General features: G+C 49.4%; 20 protein-coding genes and 1 tRNA gene. 13 read left to right on the top strand and 8 right to left on the bottom strand.

What is annotated here, in order from left to right:
- Positions 1-24 precede the first annotated feature (24 nt).
- The 4 genes from NT140_01460 to NT140_01445 all read left to right on the top strand — a co-directional run bounded on the left by NT140_01460 (position 25) and on the right by NT140_01445 (position 7859).
- Complete coding sequence (locus NT140_01460) at positions 25-1080, top strand: XdhC/CoxI family protein (protein MCX5830558.1); 1056 nt, start codon at positions 25-27, stop codon at positions 1078-1080.
- A gap of 496 nt (positions 1081-1576) precedes the next feature.
- Positions 1577-4447 (top strand): PAS domain S-box protein, encoded by a 2871-nt coding sequence (locus NT140_01455; GenBank protein MCX5830557.1) that lies wholly within the window; start codon positions 1577-1579, stop codon positions 4445-4447.
- Between the two features lie 329 nt (positions 4448-4776).
- Positions 4777-6708, top strand: coding sequence for a molecular chaperone HtpG (gene htpG / locus NT140_01450; protein ID MCX5830556.1), 1932 nt, complete (start codon positions 4777-4779; stop codon positions 6706-6708).
- A 140-nt stretch (positions 6709-6848) separates the two neighbouring features.
- Positions 6849-7859 carry a peptidylprolyl isomerase gene (locus NT140_01445; GenBank protein MCX5830555.1) on the top strand — a complete coding sequence of 337 codons (1011 nt, stop codon included), beginning with the start codon at positions 6849-6851 and terminating at the stop codon, positions 7857-7859.
- 45 nt (positions 7860-7904) lie between these two features.
- Here the strand turns inward: NT140_01445 and panB are convergent, their stop codons facing one another.
- Complete coding sequence (panB, locus tag NT140_01440) at positions 7905-8708, bottom strand: 3-methyl-2-oxobutanoate hydroxymethyltransferase (protein MCX5830554.1); 804 nt, start codon at positions 8706-8708, stop codon at positions 7905-7907.
- On the bottom strand, positions 8671-9603 hold the full coding sequence (locus NT140_01435; protein ID MCX5830553.1) for a DUF2520 domain-containing protein: 933 nt from the start codon (positions 9601-9603) through the stop codon (positions 8671-8673). The genes panB and NT140_01435 overlap by 38 nt, the downstream gene beginning before the upstream one ends.
- A gap of 136 nt (positions 9604-9739) precedes the next feature.
- On the opposite strand from NT140_01435, the gene NT140_01430 reads away from it, so the two are divergent.
- From NT140_01430 to NT140_01395, 8 genes are all read left to right on the top strand, one after another.
- Complete coding sequence (locus NT140_01430; GenBank protein ID MCX5830552.1) at positions 9740-10384, top strand: HAD-IA family hydrolase; 645 nt, start codon at positions 9740-9742, stop codon at positions 10382-10384.
- A 7-nt stretch (positions 10385-10391) separates the two neighbouring features.
- Positions 10392-11804, top strand: a complete 1413-nt coding sequence (gene tilS, locus NT140_01425) for a tRNA lysidine(34) synthetase TilS (protein MCX5830551.1) — start codon at positions 10392-10394, stop codon at positions 11802-11804.
- Between the two features lie 88 nt (positions 11805-11892).
- On the top strand, positions 11893-13755 hold the full coding sequence (gene ftsH, locus NT140_01420) for an ATP-dependent zinc metalloprotease FtsH (GenBank protein MCX5830550.1): 1863 nt from the start codon (positions 11893-11895) through the stop codon (positions 13753-13755).
- A gap of 1 nt (position 13756) precedes the next feature.
- Entirely contained in the window at positions 13757-14611 is an 855-nt protein-coding gene (gene folP, locus NT140_01415) for a dihydropteroate synthase (GenBank protein ID MCX5830549.1), read from the top strand.
- Positions 14612-14706: 95 nt separating this feature from the next.
- A complete protein-coding gene (gene acpS / locus NT140_01410) occupies positions 14707-15102 on the top strand; it encodes a holo-ACP synthase (protein ID MCX5830548.1) in 396 nt (131 codons plus the stop codon).
- On the top strand, positions 15095-15595 hold the full coding sequence (gene tsaE / locus NT140_01405; GenBank protein ID MCX5830547.1) for a tRNA (adenosine(37)-N6)-threonylcarbamoyltransferase complex ATPase subunit type 1 TsaE: 501 nt from the start codon (positions 15095-15097) through the stop codon (positions 15593-15595). Before acpS ends, tsaE begins: the two co-directional genes overlap by 8 nt.
- A 44-nt stretch (positions 15596-15639) precedes the next feature.
- The gene (locus NT140_01400; protein ID MCX5830546.1) at positions 15640-16863 is read left to right on the top strand and encodes an aspartate kinase; all 1224 of its coding nucleotides are present in this window, start codon (positions 15640-15642) and stop codon (positions 16861-16863) included.
- Positions 16864-16885: 22 nt separating this feature from the next.
- Positions 16886-17509, top strand: coding sequence for a helix-hairpin-helix domain-containing protein (locus NT140_01395; protein ID MCX5830545.1), 624 nt, complete (start codon positions 16886-16888; stop codon positions 17507-17509).
- Between the two features lie 12 nt (positions 17510-17521).
- On the opposite strand, the gene NT140_01390 is transcribed toward NT140_01395, so the two are convergent.
- Entirely contained in the window at positions 17522-18118 is a 597-nt protein-coding gene (locus tag NT140_01390) for a lytic transglycosylase domain-containing protein (GenBank protein MCX5830544.1), read from the bottom strand.
- A gap of 179 nt (positions 18119-18297) precedes the next feature.
- Between NT140_01390 and NT140_01385 the strand changes: the two genes are divergently transcribed.
- Positions 18298-18374: transfer RNA gene (locus tag NT140_01385), tRNA-Pro, on the top strand.
- Positions 18375-18860: 486 nt separating this feature from the next.
- On the opposite strand, the gene NT140_01380 is transcribed toward NT140_01385, so the two are convergent.
- The 5 genes from NT140_01380 to NT140_01360 all read right to left on the bottom strand — a co-directional run bounded on the left by NT140_01380 (position 18861) and on the right by NT140_01360 (position 24431).
- Positions 18861-19406, bottom strand: coding sequence for a helix-turn-helix domain-containing protein (locus NT140_01380; GenBank protein ID MCX5830543.1), 546 nt, complete (start codon positions 19404-19406; stop codon positions 18861-18863).
- On the bottom strand, positions 19403-19699 hold the full coding sequence (locus NT140_01375) for a DUF4258 domain-containing protein (GenBank protein MCX5830542.1): 297 nt from the start codon (positions 19697-19699) through the stop codon (positions 19403-19405). The genes NT140_01380 and NT140_01375 overlap by 4 nt, the downstream gene beginning before the upstream one ends.
- 1023 nt (positions 19700-20722) lie before the next feature.
- Positions 20723-21331, bottom strand: coding sequence for a hypothetical protein (locus tag NT140_01370; protein MCX5830541.1), 609 nt, complete (start codon positions 21329-21331; stop codon positions 20723-20725).
- A gap of 134 nt (positions 21332-21465) precedes the next feature.
- The gene (locus NT140_01365; GenBank protein MCX5830540.1) at positions 21466-21780 is read right to left on the bottom strand and encodes a hypothetical protein; all 315 of its coding nucleotides are present in this window, start codon (positions 21778-21780) and stop codon (positions 21466-21468) included.
- Between the two features lie 320 nt (positions 21781-22100).
- Positions 22101-24431, bottom strand: a complete 2331-nt coding sequence (locus tag NT140_01360) for a 3'-5' exonuclease (GenBank protein MCX5830539.1) — start codon at positions 24429-24431, stop codon at positions 22101-22103.
- Between the last annotated feature and the right edge of the window lie 89 nt (positions 24432-24520).

Genomic DNA, 24520 nt, shown 5'->3' with positions numbered 1-24520 from the left:
AGCACACATGAAATCAGGTGAAAAATGAATAATATATTTACCCAGATCAGCGATTTACTGAGCAATGACCAAACGGTGGCCTTGTGCCGGATCATCCAGCAGACCGGCTCTGCGCCGCGGGCGACAGGCGTCAATTGTCTGGTCCTGGATGATGGATCACTGCGCGGGACAATCGGTGGCGGGCGGCTGGAATACGAGGTAACAACCAAGGCAAGCAAAAATTTTGCTGCCGGCCGCTCTTTTTTGCAGCACTTTGAACTTACGGGCGCGGAAGTGGCCCAGACAGAGAAGATGATCTGCGGCGGCGTGGTGGATGTCTATACGGAATACTTCACACCGGACAACGAAGCCGCCGGCTCCCTCTTCCGCCGGATCAGCGCCAAACTCAGGGAAGGCAAGCGGGGCGTACTCATGACCCTGGTTGGGGAAGGTCTGACCGGCAATACGAACTGCCATGTATTCCTCGACGAGGATGGAGACGTCATGGGTGCGATTCCCGGCCTGGCTCTTGGTGCAGAGGAGAAGGGGCGCCGTCTGGAGATGGGAAGTGCGGCTCTTATCGAAATCTCCGGCGCCGGTCGGCTATTTGTCGAACCCGTGGCGCCGGATAATGTCCTCTACCTTTTCGGGGCTGGTCACATCAGCACCTGCCTGGCGCCGCTGGCAAAAATGATCGGCTTTACGGTGGTGGTTATTGATGATCGGGAGGAGTTCTGCAACCGCGAACGCTTTCCCCAAGCCGATGAAGTTATCGTCGCGCCGTTTACGGAGATTTTTAACCGGATCGTCATTTCCCCCACCTCCTACCTGGCGATCCTCACGCGAGGCCATATCTTCGATCACACGGTGCTCCAGGCAGCCTTGCGGCACTCGCCTGCCTACATCGGCATGATCGGCAGCCGCCGCAAGATAGATTTGATCTATCGTGCACTATTGGATGAGGGAGTTTCCCAAGCAAGAATCCAGCAGGTTCATGCCCCCATCGGCATTCCAATAGACGCTGACTCTCCCGAAGAAATTGCCATCTGCATCGCCGCCGAGCTTATCAAGATTCGAGCGGGCTTGAGGAAGAATTCCTGAATAGCATCAATGTTTTAGTCCTCCGGAGTTGTTCTGCATTCTTCCGGCATAAGGCAACCTTGCAATTGCTGTTGCCATTTTGGCGCCATAGTTAGTCACTTCGATCTACCGAAGTGACTTCAAATATAGATAAATGATGTTGATCTCTCAGCGATCATGATAAAGGATAAGCACATCGGATGTCTTATTTTCACCGGAGACCGATTTTTGCCTGGAGCAGACGGGTACGTCGAGGTGTGGGCTTTTTCCTGAAGTCCACAAATCGCTTACCACAGCGATAATGCTGGATTTCGAATGGATATCAATAAAATATTCCCTTGACTTCTCAACTCATTAGGGCCATAATAAGACATATTTGAATAAGGCATAGTCAATCAGGTCACAACCAATCCGTGCCCTTTTCAGAAGAGTGATGCCACAAAGAAATTATTGACACCCTGTCTCTGAGAAGAGACGGGGTTTTGTTTTTTAATCATTCCTTCTAATAGGTGACCTTATGAAAGATGATAATAAGACAAAAAAGCAGCTCGTACATGAACTGAGGGAATTGTGCTCGCAAAATGACGAGCTGAAAAAGTCCATGACCGGGAGTATATCGGCGGAGCTTGCGGCCGAGGAGTCCGGTCGCTATGCCGAAAGCATCGTGGAAACTATTCGAGAGCCCCTTTTGGTCCTGGATGCGGACATGAAGATCATCTCGGCGAACCGCAACTTTTACAGAACCTTTAAGGTAACTCCCGGAGAGACGGTCGGAAGTTTCATCTATGACCTTGGAAACAAACAATGGGACATTCCCAAACTTCGGGAGCTGCTTGAAGAAGTCCTTCCTGAAAAACAAGCGTTTGACGACTTCGAGGTTGACCATAATTTCGAAGACATCGGTCATAAAACCATGCTGCTCAATGCCCGTCAAATACATCGGAAAGACATCGGCGCAAAGATTATCCTCCTGGCCATTGAGGACATCACCGAGCGTAAGGAGATAGAAGCCGGTCTGGAAAAAACCCGGAAAGAACTGGCGGTTATTAAAATAGCTGCAGATGAAGTTAGCGAATACGCCGAGAGCGTCATCAACACCGTGCGCGAACCCTTAATCGCTCTGGATCAAGATTTACGGGTAGTCACCGCCAGCCGCTCCTTCTATAACTTCTTCAAGGTAAAGCCTGAAGAGACTGTGGGACAGCTTATCTATGACCTGGGCAATAAACAGTGGAACATCCCCAAGCTGCGGGAACTGCTGGAAACCATCCTTCCCCAAAAGACAACCTTTGATGACTATGAGGTTGAACACGATTTTGCCACCATTGGCAGGCGTATCATGCTTCTAAATGCCCGGCAAATTAAAAGAGTATTCGGAAAAGAACGGATCATCCTGCTGGCCATTGAGGACATCACTGAGCACAAGCGACTGGAAAGTTTATTAATAGACTCCGAACAACAGTATAGGCGTCTTTTTGAAACTGCCAGCGATGGAATAGTACTTTTAGAAAAACGCGAAGGAAAGATAACCCATGCCAATCCGGCCACCGAGAAGTTGTTGGGCTATACCGAAAATGAGAGCATAGGGAATGGTCTTCAGGACATCGGTGTTGTGCTCGATACGAGTGATTTCCAAACGATAATGCAAAATTTAAACAAGAGCGGCATTCTTAATTATCGCAATGTAAAGGTAGAAACCAAGTCCGGGCAGCATATTGATACAGAGATCTATCTTGTAGATAGGGCCAAATTGGTACAATGCAATATTCGTGATATTACCGAGCGCAAGCAGGCGAAGGAGGCGCTCAGGGAAAGCGAAGGGAAATACCGTTGGCTGGTGGATAATATGGCAGACGTCATAACGGTCTTGGACATGAATCTGCGTTTTACCTACGTCAGCCCTTCCATCTTTCGTATGCGGGGATACACGGCAGAAGAGGCCGTGGCGCAGACTTTTGAACAGGTCATGACGCCTGAATCCCTGCAGATCAGTGCCAGGGTCTTTGAAGAAGAGATGAAATTGGAAGCCAGTGGTACGGCAGATCCCGGCAGAAACCGCATCTTGGAAGTGGAGCAATACAGAAAGGACGGTTCCATCGTTTGGATGGAGAACCACCTGTCATTTATACGGGACGAGGCACAGAAGGCCGTGGGCATTATCTCGTTGAGCCGAGACATTACTGACCGTAAGCGGGCGGAAGATGAACGCGAAAAAATACTATTGTGGCAGCAGGGTGTCAACCTACTCCAACAATCGCTTCTTGCGCCGGCCACGCTTGAAGAAAAACTCAGAGCTATAACTGACAGCATTGTCAGTCTCTTCGACACTGATTTTTGTAGAATCTGGCTGATTCAGCCCGGTGATCTTTGCGAACAGGGCTGCGTCCATGCCGAAGTGAATGAAGGACCGCATACCTGCCGTTACCGCGACCGATGTCTGCATTTGCTGGCGAGTTCCGGCCGCTACACACATACAGACGGCAAGATTCACCGCCGCGTTCCTTTCGGTTGCTACAAGATTGGATCCATCGCGTCAGATAAAAATCACAAATTCCTCACAAACGACGTGCAGAATGATCCTCGGGTGCACAACCGCGAATGGGCGCGCGAACTCGGGCTAGTGTCGTTCGTAGGATACCAGCTCCGTGTTCCCGGTGGAAAGACATTGGGAGTTCTGGCCCTCTTCGCAAAACATCCAATATCGTCCCCAGAAGATGCAATACTGGATGGACTCAGTAGCGCCGTTGCTCTGGTTATCCAAAGAGACGTTGCAGAGGATTCGCTGCGTCAAACCCTTGAAAGCCTGCGCAATGCAATTCAGGCGACCATCCAGGTCATGGTATCGGCTGTGGAGGTAAGAGATCCCTATACAGCCGGTCATCAGATCCGGTCAGCGGATCTGGCAAGCGCCATTGCCATGGAGATGGGACTTCCCTCCGAAAAGATCGAGGGCATCCGTATGGCCGGTTCCATCCATGACATCGGAAAACTGTCAATCCCGGCCGAGATATTGTCCAAGCCGACGAAGCTGTCGGAGATCGAGTTTGCCCTGATCAAGGAGCATGCCCGCAGAGGATTCGAGATGCTGAAGGATGTGGAGTCTTCCTGGCCGCTGGCGGAGATCGTCCATCAGCATCATGAGCGGATGGATGGTTCCGGTTATCCAAGAAGTCTGAGGGGAGAGGGGATCCTCATGGAGGCACGCATTCTCGCTGTTGCAGATGTAGTGGAAGCCATGGCCTCACACAGGCCCTATCGTCCTGGCTTGGGCATTGATGCGGCTCTGAATGAAATCGAGAAGAACAGTGGCACCTTCTACGACGAAGCTGTGGCAGATGCCTGTCTGAGATTATTTCGGGAGAAAGGTTTTAAACTTGCCGTGGCTTAAGTTCAATTGGTAATCCGCACTTTTATCCCCTATCTGAGGCTGTGACTTTGTGAACAGGTTAAAGGAGGCGCGGCTTGAGAGTGTTTGTAAAGTCAAATCTTGGTCAGGTCAATTCATAGCTTGCCCATAAAAGAAAACCGGTTGTCTCGTCAAACTCCCGATTGGAAACGAACCGTCATAGGCTAGCAGCACGCCAGTTCTCTATTTTACTTTGGATCATTCAGCGGCTTGACAAAACAAAATTCATTACCATCATAGCGCCGGTCTATTTATATCAACAAGAGCAATTTTTAGTAAATAAATACATCAGAAAAGATCAGGAGCCCCTTATGGAAGCAAAGAAGGAAACGCGTCAATTCAAAACTGAAGTTCAGCAACTCATGAACATCATTATCAACTCCCTCTATTCCCACCAGGAGATTTTCCTGAGAGAATTGATCTCCAATGCCTCGGATGCCATTGATAAGTTGAGATTCAAGGCCCAGACGGAGCCCGATATTCTGGACGCCGATGCGGAGTACAAGATCAAAATTACCGTGGATAAAAAGAAGAGGACCCTGGAGATAGCGGACAACGGGATCGGCATGACCTATGACGAGGTGGCCGAAAACATTGGCACGATCGCTAAAAGCGGCACGGCGAGCTTCCTCGAAGCAGCAGCCGCAGCAAAAAAACCCGAACTGCTGACACCAGAATTCATCGGCCAATTCGGTGTCGGTTTCTACAGCGCCTTTATCGTGGCGAGCAAGATAACCCTTGTCACCAGAGCCGCCGGCAGCAACAAGGCCACCAGGTGGGTTTCGGCCGGGGACGGGTCCTACACGATTGAGGAGACGAAAAAGGATTTTCGCGGGACCACAGTCATCCTGTCCCTGAAAAAGGCGGAAAAAGATGAACAGGACTTCACCGAAGAATGGACCATCCGCAGCATCATAAAAAAGCACTCCGATTTTGTTGCCTATCCGATCTTGATGGATGTCGAAAGAACGGAACCGGTGCTCGATAAAGAGGGAAAGCCCGATGGCAGCAAGACCACTAAAGTTGTCAAGGAAGAAACCCTCAATTCCATGAAGGCCATCTGGACGACGGACAAGAAAGAGATCTCCGATGAGGAATACAAAGAATTCTACAACCATATCAGCCATGACTGGAATCCCCCGCTGGCGCACCTGCATGTGAAGCTGGAAGGGGCGACGGAATACAGCGCCCTTTTGTACGTGCCTTCCCGGGCGCCATTCGATTTTTTTAGGCAGGATCAGAAACACGGTATTCAGCTCTACTCCAAGCGGGTCTTCATCATGGAGAACTGCAAGGAACTGATGCCCTCTTACCTGGCCTTCGTCAAGGGCGTTGTTGACGCGCCTGATCTCAACCTGAATGTTAGCCGTGAGATCCTGCAGCAGGATGCCCTAGTAAAGAACATCCGCAAAAACCTCGTGAAGAAGACCCTCGAGCTACTGGGGAATCTCGAAAAAGATAAATACGAGCAGTTCTTCAAGGAATTCGGCTCCCTGTTAAAAAGCGGGATCTCGATGGATTATGACAATCGGGACAAGATCAGTGCGCTGCTGCGTTACCAGACAACCCGTTCCGAGGGGGCCTTGATCTCGCTCGCCGATTACGTCAGCCGCATGCAACCAGATCAGGATGGCATCTACTACATTACGGGCGAAAACCTCACCACCCTGCTCAACAGCCCGCACCTGGAGCTGTTGAAGGAAAAGGATTACGAGGTGCTGCTCATGACCGATCCCATGGACGAATGGGTTTTGCGGGACTTGCATGAATATGAGAAGAAACCCTTCAAGAGCGCCGAAAAGGGAGATCTGGATATCGGGAAGCAGGCCGACGACCAGAAGAAAGATGAATACCACGCCCTTTTTGAATATATCAAGACGCAATTGGATGCGCAGGTGAAGGAGGTCAAACCTTCTACCCATCTGAAGGATTCCGTGGCCTGTCTTTCGGGCGATGTTAACGATATGAGCGCCTACCTGGAAAAAGTCCTCAAGGCAACTGGTCAGGAACAGCCGCCGGTTAAGCGGGTTTTGGAACTCAACATGGAGCATCCCCTACTCGCCAAAATCAAGACGATCTTCGAGGACGATAAAGACGCTCCCCTGTTGAAGGATTATAGTGATTTGCTGTTCGATATGGCCGTCATCGCCGGGGGAGGAAAAATTGATAATCCCTCGCGGTTCAGCAAAATGATTGGCGACCTGATGACGAACAGCCTCAATGCGACCGCCGGCAAGGGTTAAACATTTGATTAATTAACGTTTCAGGAATATTTTCTCAATATTATCTTGACCTTTGTCCAGACTTTTTCATATACTCCGTCCGGTTTTACGAAGAGAAAGGGAGGTTCATAGTGAGATCAGGAAGGCAGGGAGGAACAATCATGAAAGAGCTTCACAGATTACCGCTACTTGCATTAACTATAGCGCTGGCATTTTGGCAAATGGGAGGATGCAATCCTCGGAGTGCCGCCGCCGCGACAGCGCCCCCGGCGACTTCATCGGGCGCTATGGCGGAGGTAAACGGCGTTAAGTTTACAAAAAGCCAGTTCAATGCTGAACTGAAGCGTAAACTTGCCGCAATCAAGGATCAACTGCCCGCCGACCGTTTACAGAAGATAATGCCGGAGATAAAGAAGCAGATCCTGGATGATTTTGTCATCAGGACGCTTTTGTCCCAGGAAGTCAAAAGGCTCAAGATCAATGCCACAGAACAGGAAATTACGGAAGCCACGGAGCGCGTAAAGGCAGGCCTGCCGCCGGGTGCAACACTGGACGATCTCCTGAAGAAAAACGATATCACCAAAGATAAATTCCGCGAAGAGGTTACGTTGGGAGTGAAGATCAATAAACTTGTCCTCTTGCAGCCGCTCGCCATGGCCAAGCCTACTGATAAGGAAATATCCAAGTATTATCAGGATAATAAAGCAAAATTCAAGGCGCCGGAGACGGTGCACGCCCGTCACATCCTGATTAATAAAAAAGCCGGCGACGATGAAAAAACGAAGACCGAAAAGAAGGGTAAGGCAGAAATGCTGCGGAAGCAACTCCAGGATGGGGGCGACTTTGCTGATTTGGCGGCAAAAAATTCCGATTGCCCGAGCAAAACCAGCGGGGGCGATCTCGGTTCCTTTCCCCGCGGTCAGATGGTGAAACCCTTTGAAGATGCTGCCTTTTCACAAAAGGTAAATGCAATTGGCCCGGTAGTGGAAACAGATTTCGGTTACCATATCATCCAGGTACTGGCGCATAATGAAGCGAAGGTGATCAGTCTGGACAAAAAAATCAGAGACGAAATCGGTAATTTTCTCCAGCAGCAGAAGCGGCAGGAGGCCTTCAAGGAGATGCTGAATAAACTGCGGGCGAAGGCAACGATCATCGTCTCTGGTCAATAACGAGACCGTGTGATGGGTCAAGGGCTTGCTTTCCCGTCACTTTGATTAATATGAATGTTCCTCGTCGGGGAACTTGCCGCTTTTGACTTCGTCAATATATTGCCGGACGGCATCTTTCATCTGGGCATTGAGGTTGCAGTACTTTTTGACAAATTTGGGGGTGAACCTTTCGAACATGCCCAACATGTCGTTGATGACCAGTACCTGGCCGTCGCATTCGACACCCGCCCCGATGCCGATCGTGGGTATGCTTAGGGCCTTGGTTATCTTAGCGGCCAGGGGCGCCGGGACACATTCCAGCACCACTGAAAAAGCGCCGGCGTCTTCTATCATCCGGGCGTCTTCCATTATTCTGTTGGCGGCGGCATCTTCCTTGCCCTGGATTTTATGGCCCCCGAACTGCAGCACCGACTGTGGCGTCAGGCCCAGGTGGGCCATGACCGGTATGCCGACGGCGGTCATTTTTCTAATTAACCCTGCCATTTCTCTGCCGCCTTCAAGCTTTACCCCCTGTGCGCCTGCTTCTTTGAGAAAGCGGCCGGCATTTAGCATCGCCTCTGTGTCGGATACCTGATAGGACAGAAATGGCATATCGGCGATCAGCATCGCACGCCTTGTTCCGCGGGAGGCAGCCTTGGTGTGGTGCAGCATCTCCTCCATGGTGACCGGGAGGGTGCTTTCATAACCGAGGACGACCATGCCGAGGGAGTCTCCGACGAGGATAATATCCACCCCTGCATTATCCAACACCATCGCCGTGGCATAGTCATAGGCCGTCAGCATGGTAATCTTGGCGCCTTTTATCTTCCTCTCACGAATTACCGCTGTGGTAATTTTTTTTTCCGTCATGGCCAGCCTCTCCTTCCAGTAATTTATTGATTATTTCCGCCTTATCCGGATTCAGGGTCTTCTTTTTCAGCCCCAGCGATATCGTTTCTTTGCCCAGTGCGCAATAGAGCGGCAATAGTGTGGGGAAGCTTTTTTGCATGGCCGCCAGATGCTTGGCTACGGTGCCGGCATCGCCGCGGGATATGGGACCGGTCAAGGCCTGCACGGTGCCGTTGTTTTCAATGTTCTGCATGGTCCCCTGAACCAGGGGCCAGAAAGCCCGCAAAGCCTCGGTCGGGGTCATACCCAGTGATTGATAAATTCCTTCCACGTTGTGGATCAGTGTGGTCAAAGAATTCGAGGCCAGACAAGCGGCGGCATGGTAAAGCGGTTTATCTTCATCCGCGATGGTAAAAGGGTTGCCGCGCAGGTCGCACACCATCTGCTCGGCCCAGCGCTGGATTTCTTTGTCGGCCGTGATGCCGAAGGTGCTGCCGGGTATGCTGTTTATCGCCCCTTCCACGCTGGCAAAGGATTGTAACGGATGGATGCTGGCGATATGCGCCCCGGCCCTGGCGGCGGGAGAAAGGAGGTCAAGGCCACCCGCGCCGCTCATGTGGATTACTTTTTTACCGGGATGAATGGCGCCTCTTTGACAAATTTCATCACATACGGAGGCAATGGCATCATCACTGGTGGTGATCAAGATGCAATCCGCTCGGGAGGCAGCCGCGGAGAAGTCCGTAAAGGCTTGGCCTCCCGTATACGCGATGCCCTGATTTAGTTTGGCAGTTGATCGGCCGGCGACAGCCACGATTTCGTAACCGGCGGACCGGAGCAGATGACCAACTGCGGTTCCGACCTTACCCAGACCAAGGATGGCGACTGAATCTCTCTGATGGAATTGATCCGGCATCGGTAATTGTCCTCTCTTGTAGAAAAACCTAACACAATGACTGTGATAGCGTCAATACAAATTCAACTTGACGACTTTTGATGGAACAGTCATTATACGGTGCTCAAAACAACGAACATGAGAAAGTGATAAAACCATGCAAATGTTTGATCTGATGATTTTTGACCTGGATGGGACGTTGGTTGACACGTCCGCCGACATCATTGCCGCCGTTAATTTCACGCGCCAGGCTCTTGACCTGCCGATCATGGATGATAAAGAAGTAATCCGCCTGGTGGGTGATGGGACGGACAAGCTTGTGGAGCGCTTGATAGGATCGAAGCATCAAGATCGCTATGCCGAGGCGCTGGCCATCTTCATTGCCTATTACGAAGCACATCTCCTGGATAATGCAGCTCTTTATTCCGGCGTGACCGATGTCCTGGATTTCTTCAGCCACAAAAAGAAGATGATCATTACGAACAAACGTGAAAATATGACCCGGAAGATTACCGATGGATTTTCTCTTACCGTTCGGTTTGACGATATTATCGGTATGGGAACCACTCCTTTCATGAAGCCCGATGCCCGGATCTTGCTGCCCGTCCTGGCGCGCTTCCACGTTGAGCCACACCAGGCTATCATTTTCGGGGACGGAATTGCCGATTTACAATTGGCCAGGAACGCCGGCATCAAATCATGCGGCCTGCTGAACGGCTTTACCCCCAGAGAAGTCCTGCTGGCTCTGCAACCGGATTTTACCTGCGAGCACCTGGTGGATGTTAAGACCATGTTTTGTTGATTTGCTTATGTTGAATAAAGTACGAAAGACAATTGCGCACCACGCCATGCTGGAGCGGGGGGAGCGGTTAATAGCGGCAGTTTCCGGCGGCCCCGACTCGGTGGCCCTGTTGAAGGCGCTTACCTTGATCGCCGCCGAATATAAGCTCTCCCTCGTTGTCGCCCATCTGAATCATGGCCTGAGAGGCGCCGAGGCAGACGGGGAGGAAGATTTTGTCCGCTCGTTGAGCCAGAGTATGGGCGTGGAATACGTAGGCGGGAAAATAGACATTGCCGCCTTAAAGGAACCGGGGAAATCACTGGAGGAGCTATGCCGCGAGCAGCGGTACGCCTTCCTGAAAAAAGTCGCGGACGATTGCCAGGCCACCAAAATTGCCCTGGGACATCATCTCCAGGATCAGGCCGAGACGGTACTTATGAATCTCCTCAGAGGCAGTGGCGCTGAGGGTTTAAGGGGAATGCTGCCGGTGCGGGAAGGACTGATCATTCGGCCCTTGCTGCAAGTCACGAAAAAAGAAATTTTTGCTTTTCTTGAAGAGATGGGGCTTTCATTCACGACCGACAGTTCCAATGCCCATGATTGTTATCTCCGCAACAGAATCAGGCACCACCTCCTCCCCCTCCTGAAAGAGGGCTTTAATCGGCGGGTTGAGGAGAATCTGTCCCGTACGGCCGAAATCATGCGTCTCGATGACGACTACCTGGCGACGGAAGTTGAAGAATGGCTCTGCCGCTGGAGTATTTCCGGCCCGGATGGGGACAGGAGACTGCCGCTTACGGAGTTTCTCAAGTTGCACGCCGCCCTCCAGCAACGGGTAATAAAAAATTTATTGGCCAGGACGTCCCGGTCAGGCCAGGGCATCGGCTATAAACATGTCTCGGCTGCCCTTGCTTTGGCGCGTGGATCTCACGGCAGCGCCAGTCTGGATCTTCCGGGCGGCGTCCTGCTGCGGCGTGAATACCATACCATGATTTTTTCGCGCCTGGCAGACCGGCCTGACTTTCCCGCCGGCAGACGGATAGCGGGAAATCTCAATTATTGTTATCCCGTAGATATACCGGGGCGGGTAGAGGTGAAGGAGGCGGGCCTGTCCATCAGCTTTCAATTTGCCGACAAGCCCGGCCAAGCCCTTATTTCCACGCCGGGAGCCCGTTTAGCCTATCTGGATTACGGAGCGATGAGCCCGCCTTTAGTCATCAGGAATGTAATTCCCGGGGACTGGCTGCAACCGCTGGGTATGACGGGCAAGAAAAAACTAAAAGCACTTTTCATTGATGAAAAGGTGCCTCGTGCGGGGAGGCACCTGTTGCCCCTGCTGGCTGATCAGCAATCGGTAATATGGGTTCCCGGCCTGCGGATAAGCTCCCGGGTAGGCGTTACGGAAAAAACACGACAGGTGCTCAAAGTAGAAATTATTTGAAAATACGGCGTGCTTAATGTAAGGAGAAAGAAACAGGGGCATCAGCCCTTGATTAACTGCCCATGATTAACTTGTTAGGAGAGTCAGATTGAATCCGCTGCAAAAAAATGTTGCTCTTTGGCTGGTCGTAAGTCTTATCTTTATCTTCGCGTACCACCTTTTTAATCAGCCCAAGGCCGTTCATGAAAATGTAATATTCAGTGATTTCATAAGCTATGTTGATAAGGGACAGGTGCAGGAAGTTATCATCCAGGGGGAAAACATTACGGGTAAGCTGGGCACGGGAAAGAGTTTTAAAACCTTTGCTCCGCAAGATCCGGAGCTAATACCGCTGCTGAAAGAAAAAGGGGTGCGCATCGTTGCCAAGCCACTGGATGATTCTCCCTGGTTTATGACCGTGCTCGTATCGTGGTTTCCCATGATCCTGCTAATCGGCGTCTGGATTTTCTTCATGCGCCAGATGCAGTCCGGCGGCGGCAAGGCCATGGCCTTCGGAAAAAGCAGGGCCAGACTGCAAACAGACAAGTCCAAAAAAATAACCTTTGCCGACGTGGCCGGGATTGACGAGGCAAAGTCGGAACTACAGGAGGTTATTGATTTTTTAAAAGATCCGAAAAAATTTACCCGGCTGGGGGGCAGGATTCCGAAGGGTTTGCTGCTCGTTGGTTCGCCTGGCACCGGCAAGACCCTTCTGGCGAGAGCCATCGCCGGCGAGGCAGATGTCCCGTTTTTCAGCATCAGCGGGTCCGACTTTGTGGAGATGTTCGTAGGTGTCGGCGCCTCGCGCGTCAGGGACCTTTTCACCCAGGCGAAAAAGAATGCGCCCTGCATCATCTTCATAGATGAAATTGATGCGGTGGGCAGGCACCGGGGCGCCGGCCTCGGCGGCGGACATGACGAACGGGAGCAGACCCTGAATCAGCTGCTGGTGGAGATGGATGGTTTTGAATCTAACGAAGGCGTAATCCTGGTCTCCGCTACCAACCGTCCGGACGTGCTGGACCCGGCACTGTTGAGACCGGGCCGTTTTGACCGTCAGGTGATCGTTCCCCTGCCCGATGTCAGGGGCCGGGAGAAAATATTCATCGTCCATACCCAGAAGACGCCTTTGGCCCCTGATGTGGACCTTGCCGTCATTGCCCGTGGCACGCCGGGATCTTCGGGCGCGGATATAGAAAACCTCGTTAACGAGGCTGCTCTTTACGCCGCCCGGACAGGCAAGGATTTGGTCAGCATGAGCGATTTCGAATTTGCCAAAGACAAGGTACTGATGGGCAGTGAAAGAAAGAGCATGGTCATCAGTGATGAAGAAAAGCGTAATACGGCCTATCACGAATCGGGACATGCCCTGGTGGCCAGATTGCTGCCCGGTACGGATCCGATCCACAAAGTAACCATCATTCCGCGCGGCCGGGCGCTTGGTTTGACACAACAACTGCCCATTGACGAAAAGCACACCTATAACCGCCAATTTCTGCTGAGTAACATTACTATCCTCCTGGGCGGTCGGGCGGCGGAGAAATTAGTCATGCATGAATTTACCACCGGCGCCGGCAATGACATCGAAAGAGCCACCAACCTGGCCCGGAAAATGGTCTGCGAATGGGGCATGAGCGACCGAATGGGGCCGCTCAGTTACGGCAAAAAAGAAGAACAAATCTTCCTGGGCCGGGAAATAGCGACGCACAAGGATTACAGCGAAGATACGGCGGTGAAGATTGACGAGGAAGTTACGGGCATCGTCACCGATAGTTACGAAAAAGCGCTCGAGATATTGTCCGAACACATGGAGATATTGCACCGCATCGCCGCTGAGCTGCTGGAAAAGGAAGTCTTGAACATGCCGGAACTCGATGCCCTCATCGGCTTAAAGCCGCCCTCCCCTGCCCCGGTGGATCTACCGGCGGAAGCGGTGGCAGCGACGGCGGATGCCCCGGTCGTGAGCAATTAGCTTGAACGTAACAGACAAAATTATTTTCAAAACCTGCCGGAGGGAAATAATCTGCGGGGAGCGCACCTTGATCATGGGGATCCTGAATGTTACCCCGGATTCCTTTTCTGACGGCGGTTGCTTTTCCACACTTGCGGCAGCAGTTGCGGAGGGTGAGCGCTTAGTCGAAGCCGGTGCGGATATGCTGGATATCGGCGGCGAGTCCACGCGTCCTGATTCGAAGTCCGTGTCGCCGGAGGAAGAGCTGGGCAGGGTAATACCAGTCATTGAGAAACTCGCGGCCAGGCTGGACGTACCCATCTCCGTTGATACGATGAAAGCTTTGGTGGCCAAGGAAGCTGTGGCCCACGGTGCGGAAATAATCAATGATGTAAGTGCGTTGAGATTTGATCGGCAAATGTTGACAGTTGCGGCGGCAACCGGCGCCGGGCTGATCCTCATGCATATGCGGGGCATGCCGAAAGACATGCAGAAAGGTTCTCTTTATTATCCATCCCTTATCGAAGACATCAGCAATTTTCTGCGCGCCAGACTGCAAAACGCCCTTGACGGTGGTGTGGAAAGAGACAGGACGATGCTCGATCCCGGTATCGGATTCGGAAAAACGGCGGTAGATAACATGCGGATTTTGAAGCACCTGGCCCGCTTCCAGGTTCTCGGACGGCCCATCCTGACAGGTGTGTCGCGCAAATCTTTTATCGGCTCCGTGACGGGCGGCGAGGCCCGGGATCGCGTGGAAGGGACGGCGGCGGCAGTGGCGGTGGCCATTATAAACGGCAGCGCCGTCATCAGGGTACATGACGTGGCCGCCATGAAAAAAGTCGCCGCCATGACCGATGCGATCATGAGTAACTGATTTATATGAAAATCCTCCCATCCCCCCCTTTACTAAAGGGGGGTTAAGGGGGGATTTTCATACTTCCTTGAGCCCACTCCGGGCATGGGGTTATTATGATTTACGGCACAGGAATAGATATTGTGGAGGTCCAGCGGATGGCGGGCATCATCGCCAGATGGGGCAATCGCTTTGTGGAGCGGGTTTTTACTCCCGGTGAAATCGCTTATTGCCATAACCGGGCGCTGCCGGCGATGCATTTTGCGGCCCGGTTTGCGGCCAAAGAGTCCTTGCTTAAGTCCCTGGGCATAGGCTTGGGCATGGGGCTTTCGTTACAGGAGATTGAAGTCGTGAGCGATCAACGCGGAAAACCGGAAGTCAGACTGCGGGGCAGGGCGAAAGGCATGTTGCGTCGCCTCAGGGTGTCGGCGACGCACTTAAGCCTGTCTCATACGCGGCATGCCGCAACCGCCGTGGTGATTCTGGAAAAGGCTGGGCCTCCCCATGCTTGAAGCGACGCAAACTTGTTGCGCATTTTCCATGGATGATTCTACCTGGATTTCTGATGACCCGCAGCAGACCTATGATTTCGGAAAGTTTTTGGGTGAAAACCTGCAACCTGGTGACGTGCTGGCCCTTTGCGGAGAATTGGGGGCGGGAAAAACCTGCCTGACCCAGGGAATCGCCAGGGGTTTGGGGGTCCCGGAGGAGTACCGGGTTACCAGCCCCACCTTTACGATCATCAATGAATATCCGGGCCGACTCACTCTTTATCATCTTGACCTGTACCGTCTGTCAGGCGTGCGGGATCTTGACGAGATAGGATATGAAGACTGTTTTAACGATCGTAGCGTTGTCGTAATGGAATGGGCTGAAAAGATCAAGGAGGTTTTGCCGGCCGGCGCATTTTTCATTTTCCTCACCTATATTGATGAAAACAGGCGCAGAATTGTCATTTCCCGTAACCGGAAGGAAATAAATCGGCTTTTGATAGAGCGGAGTTAAACTGATATAAGGCAGAAAAACTAAAAGAAGGAGGTTGATAGCGGATGTCAATAGTTGTGCAAAAATATGGCGGCACCTCGGTGGCCAATCTGGAAAAGATTGAGAAGGTGGCGGAGAAGGTAATACGCGCGAAAAAAGCCGGTCATGAACTTGTGGTCGTTCTTTCGGCCATGGCGGGCGAAACGGATCGCCTTATCCAGCTTGCCCAGAAGGCGGGGGCGGGCAATCCGGATAAAATGGAATACGATTCGCTTATTTCCACCGGGGAGCAGGTTACAGTAACCCTGCTGGCAATAGTGTTGCGTAAGATGGGCTATCAGGCCCGGTCCCTGCTGGGTTTTCAGGTCAAGATTCGCACTGATCAGGCCTACACGAAGGCCCGGATCGTGAGTGTGGATAAGGAATTAATCGAAAGTGAGCTTAAAAAGGGTGTTATCGTTGTAGTTGCGGGATTTCAGGGTGTGGATGATGAAAATAATATTACCACCTTGGGGCGGGGCGGCTCCGACACGAGTGCCGTGGCACTGGCAGCGGCGCTGGGGGCGGATGTATGCGATATTTATACTGATGTTGATGGCGTCTATACCACCGATCCCAATATCTGCAGCAACGCCCGCCGCTTAGATAAAATCTCTTACGATGAAATGCTGGAGATGGCCAGGGCGGGGGCCAAGGTGCTCCAGCCCCGTTCGGTGGAGTTGGCGAAAAAATATTCGGTGCCCGTTTATGTAAAATCCTCTTTTACTGACGAGGGTGGAACTTTGGTGACCAAGGAGGATAGGGAGATGGAAAAGGAAGTAGTATCCGGAGTAACCTACGATCGCGACCAGGCGAAGATTACCGTAGTCCGCGTTCCCGACCGACCTGGTGTGGCGGCGCATTTGTTTATGCCGCTTTCCGAGCACAACATCGTCGTGGACATGATCATCCAGAATGCGAGCGTTGATGGGTGTACCGATTTGACCTTTACGGTTTCCCGGAAAGATATCCAGGAAGCCCGCCGTATAGTAGAGGCGGTGGTTAAGGAAATCGGTGCGGACCGGTTGGAGGTAGATGAGGACGTGGCTAAAGTGTCAATTATCGGTGTGGGCATGATCAGTCACTCCGGCGTTGCGGCCCGGATGTTTTCCGTTCTGGCTGCGGAGGGCATAAATATTTTGATGATCAGCACGTCCGAGATCAAGATATCTTGCGTGGTCAGGGCCAAATACACAGAGCTGGCCGTTACTGTTCTCCACAACGCCTTTGGCCTGGACAAAAAAACTTGATTTTTTTGGCCGATCTATCCCTATGGGTGATCTGAAATACAAAGAGCAACTGGAACTTACGAGCCAACAGGCGGATGGTCTGGCCGTCATGGTTGCCCTGGCGGTATTGCTCTATGTCATCAATATTCTGATGCCCGTGGGGGGATCTTCGGCTACCCAGGCCGAGCCGTTCAGCAAGAGAGAAAAGGGAATGCTGACGATTGCCTTGAACTTGAATGGACAAGAGCGAGGCGTGTACTTCATGGCGCCGGGGGCAACGATCTCCGACCTTATGACGGCGATACGGACGACAATTCCACCGGAGTTCGAAGGAGGCATGGGCTCTCGCAGGCTGCAGACTGGTGATGAAGTTTATCTGACCAGTATTGCGCCTGCCTTGGGGACACCTTTTTTGGAAAGGTGTCCCCACATAGGTAAAATGAGTGCGGCGCAGTCCCTGGCGCTGGACTTGCCCGTGGATATTAATAAGGCCGGCTTTGAAGACCTGGTCCTTGTCCCCGGCATTGGCGAGAAAACTGCGATGCAAATCATCGCCCTCCGGGAGGCAAAGGGAAGTTTTCAAAGCCTGGAAGAATTGCAGGAACTTAGCGGTATTAAAGAGAAAAAATTCGATAAATTAAAGAAATATTTCTTTGCTTTGCCTTGAGGGACAGTATCGTTATTTCCTGTCGGCAAGATACCGATTGTAATAGCTCATGACCCGCTTGACGTAATCCTGGGTTTCCCGATAGGGTGGCATCTGGTTGTTATAACGGCTTACAGCGCCTTCTCCCGCATTGTAGGCGGATAAAGCAAGGGGCAGGTTTCCGTGGTAAAGGTTTAAAAGATAACGGAGGTAACGCACGCCCCCTTCAATGTTGTTCTCCGGATGAAAAGAATCTGCGACCTGCAGGTAAGTGGCTGTGGTGGGCATGAGTTGCATCAGGCCGCGCGCGCCGACGGGGGAAACGGCCTGATGATTGAAGTTGGATTCGGCCTTGATGACGGCCTTGATCAGCGATGGATCTACCTTGTATTTATCTGCCGCCCGGTTGATAAGATGATCGTATTTGGTTATATCAGTGCCTACCATGAAGTGGACAGGCTTCTCTCGCAGCACCAATACATACTTGGCGTTAATTTCCGTTGGAACGTTGGTAAGATGGAGCACCCCCTCCTCATCAACGTATTTGTAAATATCCGCCGATGAAACCTGGGGAAGAGCAAGACCGATAAATATCAACAAAATTAATACTCTGATTTTTTCTCCTGCCATCTGCAATCTCACGAGAAATAAGCTTCGCCAACCCAGCTTTGTACCTATGCTATATGAAGTCGTAATAAACATTCCCGTCAGTTTAATTTAATTCCGCCGAAATTTCAAGTTGTTTTTCGTTGAGACGATTGACCTTGACATGCCCGGCCTATGGTGATAATGACCGCCACTATAAAAGTCGGGGCGTAGCGCAGTTTGGTAGCGTATCTGAATGGGGTTCAGAGGGTCGGAGGTTCAAATCCTCTCGCCCCGACCATTAAAATCAAGGGGTTACAAAGTAATTTGTACCCCTTTTTTGTTGTAAAAATCGCCGGGGTACAAATCGGGGTACAAGATTTAATACCTTATAGACGGAAAATATTTTATAAAAAGGGCGGATGCTCTCACACCGGCCCATCAATCAGAAGATCCACCGTCTCAGAATCGCTCCTTTACCACTTTTGGATTTTCGGCCCATAAAAAACCCCGGCCAAAATAGCCAGGGTCTTTGGTAATGCTTGGAGGTTAGCCATAATAATCATAGGCATATTATGAAACCTTACCATGCGTATGTCTTTGCGCCGGTTTACAAGGCTAACTAATGGATTTAGCAAGATGGTTGAAAATCTATATTTTTCTGTAGCCTTATACTTTATGCACTACAACTTTTCCAGGCTGCATAAGACTTTAAGGGTAACACCGGCAATCGAAGCAACGGTAACGGATCATGTGTGGACGTTGGAAGAAATTATTCTATTACTATTCAATTAGCGAAGCAGTCTTCTCTAAATAAAGGGGCTTCTGGCTTAATCCACTCAGACACACTTAGTGCGATTCTTTTGTCCACACTTCTATAAATTGCTTTTTTTGCGAATGACATTTGTTTCATAAATCTAAGTCCACTATGCAATACTTTGCCTGTTTCAAAATCTGCATTCAAAATATAAAGCAATCGTAAATGTTTATCGCATCCAGAAGAAATAATATCTTTTGAATTTTCCCATTTAGAATATTCTTGAGGGGTTACTGATAGAAGTTCTGCCATCTCTTTGCCTTTTAAGCCAAGTTCTTTTCGTAGATATATAATCTCTTGGGAGGACAAATACTCATTATTGCATATAATTGATTTACCAATAAGCAAGTGTAGTTCTTTAAGATTTGGTATTTCCGGCGCTTCTTCTCCACAATTATGACATTTGTATTGAATTATCCCATGCAAATATACATTGTCTAAGCCACTTTCTTTATATTGATATGGTTGATCTTTTATGACTTCTAAATCTTTTTCACAAACCCAACATTTTTTCATTTTACCCCTCCCTTAACGGTAATGATAACCATCTTTCTTGCGCCGGCATTTAATGAAATTACCACCTCACCTGGATGCCCTTCTAAATCATTACCCTTAAAAGTATAACATCTCTGATTGTTATATAATTCTTCTTTTATGATCTTGCCGTTTTTTAAAATGTACCTGACATCTGTAATTGAATAACTACGCTTTAACATTTGATCTTTTGCATGCTTTGATGGGATTACATACCCGTATTCCAAAGTTTCCTGAATAATATCACTTATTTCTTTCTTGGTAAGATCATCCATTGATGGATTTACTAACACACTCTTAATTGCTTTACAAGCAAATAGTTAATCTATAATTAACTATTGCGCCAGATTGTTGGTATTCTTTGTATCGGCATTAATCAAAAGTTAATTAAATTAGAAATTCAGAAAAGTCAAATATTGACCTTTCTGAGAACTAAACTGAATTACTTTGCGAGTCAACAAATGACTCACAAAAAATCAATTTCAAACTGAGACACTACCTATTTCTGGGAATAGTGCGCCGGAATTACGCCGACTTGTTGAGCGGAGTGGGCGAACAAAGCCAGCAGTGGAAAACAGGGCGGTTTTTTGCCCTGGTTGGAGCCTGGCGACTTTGACCGTGGAGCTTTAAGCACTGGAAAATATCCCTCATCTCTGTTGATGTGAATGAAATGAGTAAGGCGCCGGGCGAGCGTAGCGAAGGGCGTGGGGAGGAGGGCGCCGCCCGGCGCCAGAGATGGGGAGCCCCCATGGGGGCGGATGGGAGGGAGGCGGGGGGATAGAGCGGAATTGAGCGGGGCGGTTTCTGCGGAGTGAAGCGGACAAATCGGCGCGTAGCGTAACTGATGACCTTTTTAAATTCCCCCTCGGGGGTTGGGGGGATAATCGGGGGCGCATCCTTTAAAAAAGTGGCCTGTAAAATAGTGAGCGCATTTTTTTGGCGTGGCGATTGCTGCCGGGAAGTAATTAACCGCTGAATGATCATTGCAAGCGACATGACAAAAAAACATGCCGCATAACGCCTATTATGTAAGAAGCGGGCTTTTCGGCGCGATTACATAATATAGCGTTATGAGGCGTGGCGAATAGATAGCAGGCCATAAACTTCGCGCGCCCATCTGATTAGTCTTTTAATTGGCGGCACTGGAATAAGTGTGCATCGGAGTGAGGGGCTTCTGATTGTCTTTTTGAATGCTTTTGGAATAAGGCAGGACAGGGTGAAATCAGGGCGAGTATGCGCTGTTTGCATTCTCGTTCTGATTTTATCCTGGCCGGTTTCGGGTGTGGATTGTGACCGCTTTACCTTGACGGCTGTTTGTCCAGGTGAAGGGGTGACAAGCCACCGCTAACATGCTGTTGTCCTTCTGTGCAAGCGGCATCCGCGCCCCCACTCCCCGAGGTTACTTTCGGGGTGTGGGGAGATTGTTGCTGCGCGAAGCGACCGAGCATTCGGCACCCGAGTAGCCACTCCCGGCGGCTTTTTGCTGGGTGTGGCGGGCAATGGGGGGATAGCGACCGTTCGACACCGCACAAGGCACTCCCGGTGGCTGTATACCGGGTGTGCCGGGCCATGGGGAAATGAACCGCTGGCACCGCACATAGCCCCTCGCGTAGGTCGCCGGGTGCTTTTTCCGGCGGGCGGAGTCGTGGGGCGGGGCATCGGGGGCTGTTCGCGTCGGCACTCTCGTAGCCACTCCCGGCGGCTTTTTGCTGGGTGTGGCGGGCAACTGGCGGGTTTTTCTGATGGTGCTTGCACCGCGCTAAGCCCCTCGCGTAGGTCTGCCAACGCACCACCGGCAGGCCGAAGTCGTGGGGCGGGGACTGGGACGCTCTTGGCGCTTGCTCCGCGCTTAGGCACTCCCCGTGGCTCTTTACGGGGTGTGCCGGGATGCTGGGCATGTCTTGCAAGCTGCTCCGGTGAAAGCAGCCTGAGTCTTTCATTGGGATGAAGACGGGTGATCATGGGGGTGGAGCCTTAACCAGTTAATTGATAGGTAGATGGGCGTTTTGGGTAGTTCAAGCATTCCATAACATACTTTAACTTACTTATTTATTTCATCATTGTAGTCATAGCCTGTCGATGTTATCTCATAACCTTTTCCACTATCACCAGTCATTCCCATCTCACGTTCAAATTTTGTAAGACGTTCACGTGCAAGTTTTTTACTTTTAATAAACTTATTTTTCTTTAATTCATCAATAACATCATCATTTTTTGCTTTTTCTCTATGATTATTACATTCCCTCCATTTTGTTTCGCCAGGCCAGCTCCAAATACCAATATCACTACTCGATATTGCACCACCATGCTCACACATAAATCGCAGTAAATTCTTTGCATCATCTGAAATATTCATTTAAATTCAGCTCCTTAAAATTATAATCAATTGATAAGAACTTCCTTTTCGACGTTGGGAGTCTATGGGCGCTGTTTTGGTTTGTCAAGAAATATTTCAGCTATTTTGCGTCGAAAAGCAGGGGCTGGCGATGCAGTTGGGTACTTCTATTGTGATGATGGATGAAGCTCTGTTGCATAGTCATTACAATCATGGCATTCGATCATCCTTGCCCTCATGACGCGCCTTGCCTTCTTGAACGCTGCACTCATCGCTTGGTTGCCTGTAAGTAACTTTCAACGCTCTGTTCTCCTGGGAACATAATTCAAGATTTCGGTTCATTATTTGATTTTGAAGGGCGTGATAAGCAGTTTGGTAAGGTAACCCTCCCAAGCACTGCTACGTTCATTTGCTATTTCTAAGACTTCAATATCAAAAAGATATGAATTTAAGTGAGCTTTAAGGATTCTCTGAATGATGCTTCTATCATCAGCGAATATGCCTACAGTGACACCGGCTTGATTGAGGAATTTGATATGCCATGGCCAGTAAAATTTCGGATAAAGACCAAATGAATCTAAATCCACAAATTCAATTATCAGCTTGTCGCCTACTTTCGCAGCTTTTTTCTTCTTTGCCGCAAGCATGAGTATTATAGGTTTCTTGGGAGTGTAAGGTTTTTTAAATTCTTTTATGAGAGATGTTTTATATTCTTCTTTTCTAAATTCGTTTTCCTCTTTTGAAATTAATCTACACTTTATTTTGCATGTATTATCAGCGCGTTCTACTATTCTCGCATCGTAACTCATGCCAGCCAATAAATGATTGACAATGCTCAAACCGAAGGAGTCAGGGTGTGTTGAGGGTATAGTACCAAGGCAGGACGGGCCATTCCGGGGATAGATATAAACTTCTTCTGGATTCTTGACTTTGGGTATCCAGAGGTTGACAGACATGCCTACATATGTGCCCCCTTGAGGCCCATCTACAGTGAAAATAAAACCGCTTCCGGCTTTAAGGAATTGCTGAAAATCGGAATCCTCTTGATATTCGTTTACTATAATGACGTCTTGAGGTGGTTCTATTTCATTATCGTCTCTGTGCTTAGCTACGATCATCTTTAAATTGGCGGGATATTCCTTAATTGCTTTCAACATCCTCTCTTTTCGCTTTTCTAAAATCTCTTTTTCTCCCGCGTAAAGTCCTACTTTATCAACCACTCTTCCATAAGCCTCAATTTCTTCAAGACATTCTTGATATCGTCGTTCTCTTTCCAGTAAGAGTGACAATCTGTTAATCGGAAACTTCTGTGCTCGCCACGTTGAGAAATGTTTTTCACATTGATGATCAATTCCGTTTAGCATTCCTGTTGCTTTCCTGTACAAAGATATAGCTGCCTCATGATTTGTTTTTTCCAGGGTTTTTGCTTTGGTTATAATTTCTTTTGCATTCCTGTCTATTGAAAATAATGTGTTTTGTTCCTCCCTGTCCACATACCCAATAGAAACTTTTATGTTTATGGATTCTATTTTTGTGTTTTTGGTAAAGATTTGTTTTATCTTAGCCGAAACCTTAGCTCCATGGTCGATATCAAAAATTAAACCATAGTATTGTAGATCAGAAAGTTCTATATCTCCAAGATGTTCGCCGGATTTGGTTACCACACCCACATCATTACCTGCTTTACTCTCCCTGGTTAAATTTAGAACTTCCCCTACTTTGCATTGTAATGCTAAGCTTTCATTGACATTTCTTAATTGCCAAGTAAAATTATAATGACTATCAAACTCTGGAGGAAAGTCGTCAATTTCAGCGGCTACGCCATTGCAGTCATTCTTAACAGTTTCAAGCATCTTTGAAAAGATATATGACGTTATTTCCGCGTCGTACATGCTGTTATGCAGATCACTTTCATTAAGTGGGCAACCATAATGAATCGCTGTTTCTGACAGCTTTGGCCATTTCCATTCGTTTTTCCATCCAAGAAATTCAACTGCCACAATGTTCATGTTGGTCATCATGGTACAAAATTTCTTCTTCCCTCCCATGAACGGGATAAACTTTGTATCAAAGGGGATGTTGTGGGCAACAAATCTTTCTGTTTCGCTACAAAATGTTTCAAAAGCAGAATCCATGCAAAAATGAACAGGATAGGTGCAATCTCCTCGTTTTTGCGTGATCATCTCCCTTGTCAGTCTATTGACTGCGATAGCTTGTGGATCATATTCTTCAACCGGATAATAGTATCGGTTAAAATGGTCGATCTTTGTCATCTCATAAGTATTCGGATCAATTTCATATTTGATAGCTGAACAGGACAAGACGCTGCATCCTACATAAAGCCCATTTGTTTCAACATCAAAAATAATGATTCGCGTCTTACTCTTGACATCCAAAAACCTGTCAATTTCCGGCTTCGCATGCTTGCGAATTAGCGGGTTATATTTGTCAACATCCATGGGCCTGTCTCCTTTTATAACCGTTGATCTTGGAACGTAGGATGGTTGTCGGTCGCTATTGATGGGTACATATTCCAACCCTAACAATTTGTTGGTTTTTATTGGATGGACATTATTAGATATCTCTCTTCCGCCCCGATGATATTTAAAATAGTAGAAAATGCCGCCAATTATCATCATGACGATTAATTCTGGGATTCCAATCCCGAACATTAATTGACCGCCTTTCGCAAATAAATCTTGCCCTCTTTTTCCTGCTTCCGAGTTTCACTTATCCAAAATTTAAGAGCATGAGCTTGAAC

It is taken from the genome of Deltaproteobacteria bacterium, assembly GCA_026388415.1.
Taxonomy (GTDB): Bacteria; Desulfobacterota; Syntrophia; order Syntrophales; family JACQWR01; genus JAPLJV01.
Note: the sequence above shows the minus strand (reverse complement) of the source record. Positions and strands in the feature narration are given on the sequence as shown.

Bases quoted from the DNA above. Each gene is read 5' to 3' on its own strand.
- acpS (MCX5830548.1), top strand. From the start codon at position 14,707: ATGATTTACGGCACAGGAATAGATATTGTGGAGGTCCAGCGGATGGCG.
- NT140_01460 (MCX5830558.1), top strand. From the start codon at position 25: ATGAATAATATATTTACCCAGATCAGCGATTTACTGAGCAATGACCAA.
- NT140_01445 (MCX5830555.1), top strand. From the start codon at position 6,849: ATGAAAGAGCTTCACAGATTACCGCTACTTGCATTAACTATAGCGCTG.
- NT140_01360 (MCX5830539.1), bottom strand. From the start codon at position 24,431: ATGTTCGGGATTGGAATCCCAGAATTAATCGTCATGATGATAATTGGC.
- NT140_01430 (MCX5830552.1), top strand. From the start codon at position 9,740: ATGCAAATGTTTGATCTGATGATTTTTGACCTGGATGGGACGTTGGTT.
- NT140_01455 (MCX5830557.1), top strand. From the start codon at position 1,577: ATGAAAGATGATAATAAGACAAAAAAGCAGCTCGTACATGAACTGAGG.
- NT140_01395 (MCX5830545.1), top strand. From the start codon at position 16,886: ATGGGTGATCTGAAATACAAAGAGCAACTGGAACTTACGAGCCAACAG.
- NT140_01375 (MCX5830542.1), bottom strand. From the start codon at position 19,699: ATGGATGATCTTACCAAGAAAGAAATAAGTGATATTATTCAGGAAACT.
- htpG (MCX5830556.1), top strand. From the start codon at position 4,777: ATGGAAGCAAAGAAGGAAACGCGTCAATTCAAAACTGAAGTTCAGCAA.
- tilS (MCX5830551.1), top strand. From the start codon at position 10,392: ATGTTGAATAAAGTACGAAAGACAATTGCGCACCACGCCATGCTGGAG.
- NT140_01365 (MCX5830540.1), bottom strand. From the start codon at position 21,780: ATGAATATTTCAGATGATGCAAAGAATTTACTGCGATTTATGTGTGAG.
- panB (MCX5830554.1), bottom strand. From the start codon at position 8,708: ATGACGGAAAAAAAAATTACCACAGCGGTAATTCGTGAGAGGAAGATA.
- NT140_01390 (MCX5830544.1), bottom strand. From the start codon at position 18,118: ATGGCAGGAGAAAAAATCAGAGTATTAATTTTGTTGATATTTATCGGT.
- NT140_01400 (MCX5830546.1), top strand. From the start codon at position 15,640: ATGTCAATAGTTGTGCAAAAATATGGCGGCACCTCGGTGGCCAATCTG.
- NT140_01380 (MCX5830543.1), bottom strand. From the start codon at position 19,406: ATGAAAAAATGTTGGGTTTGTGAAAAAGATTTAGAAGTCATAAAAGAT.
- tsaE (MCX5830547.1), top strand. From the start codon at position 15,095: ATGCTTGAAGCGACGCAAACTTGTTGCGCATTTTCCATGGATGATTCT.
- NT140_01435 (MCX5830553.1), bottom strand. From the start codon at position 9,603: ATGCCGGATCAATTCCATCAGAGAGATTCAGTCGCCATCCTTGGTCTG.